3 protein-coding genes are annotated in these 2,969 nt (G+C 34.5%); all 3 read right to left on the bottom strand.

Annotation, left to right across the window (positions count from 1 at the left end; translation table 11 throughout):
• Positions 1–243: 243 nt before the first annotated feature.
• On the bottom strand, positions 244–468 hold the full coding sequence (locus AC07XN_RS23960; protein WP_309914473.1) for a DUF6814 family protein: 225 nt from the start codon (positions 466–468) through the stop codon (positions 244–246).
• A gap of 68 nt (positions 469–536) precedes the next feature.
• Positions 537–2,120 carry an MFS transporter gene (locus AC07XN_RS23955; RefSeq protein WP_494744883.1) on the bottom strand — a complete coding sequence of 528 codons (1,584 nt, stop codon included), beginning with the start codon at positions 2,118–2,120 and terminating at the stop codon, positions 537–539.
• Positions 2,121–2,476: 356 nt separating this feature from the next.
• The gene (locus tag AC07XN_RS23950; RefSeq protein WP_309914468.1) at positions 2,477–2,896 is read right to left on the bottom strand and encodes an IS1/IS1595 family N-terminal zinc-binding domain-containing protein; all 420 of its coding nucleotides are present in this window, start codon (positions 2,894–2,896) and stop codon (positions 2,477–2,479) included.
• Positions 2,897–2,969 lie beyond the last annotated feature (73 nt).

Genomic DNA, 2,969 nt, shown 5'->3' with positions numbered 1-2,969 from the left:
GGCAACGAATTCCTACTGTTTGAGCGGAGCGAGTTTAGGAATTCTTGATTTTCTTTTGTTACTTTTCTTGTATCAAGACAAGAAAAGTAAGGACTTGACAATAATAAGTAGAAAGCTTCTCAAATTGTCCCCAAAACGCACTACATTAGGAAAATTCCGTATGACTTAAGTTTATTAAAAATACCTATTCTAAAAAAACTGTTATTTAAATAAGATAAAGATTCTCTTTAAAAAGTCTTCCAATTAATCCTCAGTATCATATTCTCCCGAAAGAGCATACTTCCCAAAAATCAATAATCCCCCAGTAATAATTGGTGTCAGTACCAACATAATGATAATACCAAACACTAAATCTTCCTGATTTCCCGAAGCAAATTTGGGAATGCCCAATTCAAAAATCCCGAAATAGGCAGTGGCCAATCCTAAAAGTATCCAAACGATACCTAATATTTTCTTGATGCTGTTCATCTCTTTTTAATGATAATGTGTTTTAACATAAATGTTTAATAGCGTTGAAATCGTTTAGTATTGAGCTATTAATCTCTGATACTTTTATCCTCCTTGATATACAACAAGCCAATCACAAAACATACTGTCGCTATCAATATTGGGTAGTTCAATCCTTCTAAATAAGGCTGAGTATTAATAACGGCCTGCCCAGTTTTTTCAGCTATTTCGTTGGTATCTTTTGCTTTAGTAACCAAATAAGTAGCAATGGCTGGCATTAATCCACCGAATACGCCATTGCCTATGTGATAAGGCAGAGACATAGAAGTATAACGGATTTTGACAGGGAACATCTCTACCAAGAATGCAGCAATCGGGCCATAAGCCATTGTGACAAATACTAATTGAACAAATACTAGCCAAACCAGCGTCCAATGGTCACTATTATTGATTTTAACAGTTTTACTAATTTCAGGTTTAGGCTGTTCAGCTTCTGATTTTCCAGCTATCAAAGTCTGTTTCTTTACTTCTTTATAAGTTGTACCATCTGTATAAACCTTGCTAGTAGTTGTAGTAATCAACGAATCTGTCGTTGAATTGGCTACTAAAATATGCTTTGTTTCTATTTTCGTTTCATTACTAATCTCATCTTTATGATTCAAATTAGTAGTCTGGTACATTTTCTCATAAATAGGTCGATAGGCAAGAATTGCGAACAACATCCCTGCTAACATGATAGGCTTACGACCCACTTTATCTGATAACCATCCAAAAAATACAAATAGCGGTGTACCCATCATTAAGGCAATGATTAATAGTGTATTGGCTTGGTCGAAATCTACATTCATGATTTTCAACAAGAATGTTTGTGCATAAAACTGACCTGTGTACCAAACTACGCCTTGTCCCATTGTAGCTCCAAATAAGGCTAATAATACAAATTTGAAGTTTAATTTATTACCAAAAGATTCTTTCAGTGGGTTGGTTGACGTTTTTCCTTCCGCCTTAGCTTTGGCAAAAAGGGGTGATTCTGACATATTTTTACGAATCAACACCGATACATAAACCATGATGATAGAAACCATAAAAGGTATACGCCAGCCCCAATCTTCCCATGATTCTTTAGACATCATGTTTTTGGTCAATAATATAACGCCTAAGGAAATAAACAAGCCAGCGGTAGCTGTAATCTGAATCCAAGACGTCCAAAAACCACGTTCATTAGCAGGGGAATGTTCGGCTACATACGTGGCTGCGCCGCCATATTCTCCACCCAAGGCTAAGCCTTGTAAAAGTCTAAGTATCAAAACAATCAATGGTGCAAAAAAGCCTATTGTTTCATATTTGGGTACTAAGCCAATGGCAAAAGTAGCTCCGCCCATCAACACCAACGTGACCATAAAAGTATATTTTCGACCAATCAAATCGCCCAAGCGTCCAAAGAATAATGCCCCGAACGGACGAACAACGAAGCCAGCGGCAAAGGTAGCTAACGTAGAAAGGAAAGCTGCTGTAGGATTATCTTTTGGGAAAAACTGGGTTGAAATGATTGTTGCTAAACTACCAAATATATAAAAATCGTACCATTCAATAAGTGTTCCTACCGACGACGCGCCAATAATTGCAGCGAGTTGTTTAGTCGAAGTTTTCTTTACTGTGTGTTCTACTTTCATAATGTTAATTAGATAAGGGGTTTTATTTTTAGAGTGAATATTGTATAGTGATTAATAGCATTAGTGATTTATTTATAAGTTTATTGATAACAGTTATTTCATATATATCCAAGAATCTAGCGAATGAAAACAAATAGTACAATACTAATTTTTATCATTTTTCAGCCCAATAAACTTTTGTACTTTAGCGTGTTTTTATTGAACACGAACTACCAAAGGTCAAAAAAAAAACTATCTCTTCAACAGTTTTGGTATAGTAACGCTATTTAAGTATAGTTTAACAAAAAAAAGGACTAGAAAAATATCCTAGTCCTTCTTCAAATATGTATTTTATGTATTGACAGCGTATTGAAATTTTAATGTTTCAGACGCTCCCATTTAATCAACATAAATTTATCTCCTAATTCAGTGACAATCATCCCAGAATCTCTCAGATTTTCTCTATCCGCATAAAAAGCAGCTAACTCTTTATGATTCATTATCTTATAAGTAGGGTAATAATCAGAGTTTTTAGGTATTTTGATTTGATATTTTTTCACCCAATTCATCACCGACACGTGTGAAACGCCTAGTAGTCTTTCTATTTCACGGTAGCTTACTCCTTCTATATACAATTGTAAAGCCTTGATAACATAATAGGCTGAGATTCCCTTCCCAAGCTTTTCTACTGTAAAGTTATAATTACAGTCTTTACATTTAAAACGTTGTTTTTCTTTGATTACGCCACTTTTAGTAACATTTTGGGAGTCGCAGCGGGGACAATTTGGATTTTTCATAGAAATAATACGATATAGTATATTTAGCAAATATATATCAATTAAGCAACAATACAATACTTAGGATAAACTT

Source organism: Arcicella sp. GW458-12-2-14-TSB2, from assembly GCF_059423785.1.
This window is presented reverse-complemented; position numbering and strand designations above follow the sequence as displayed.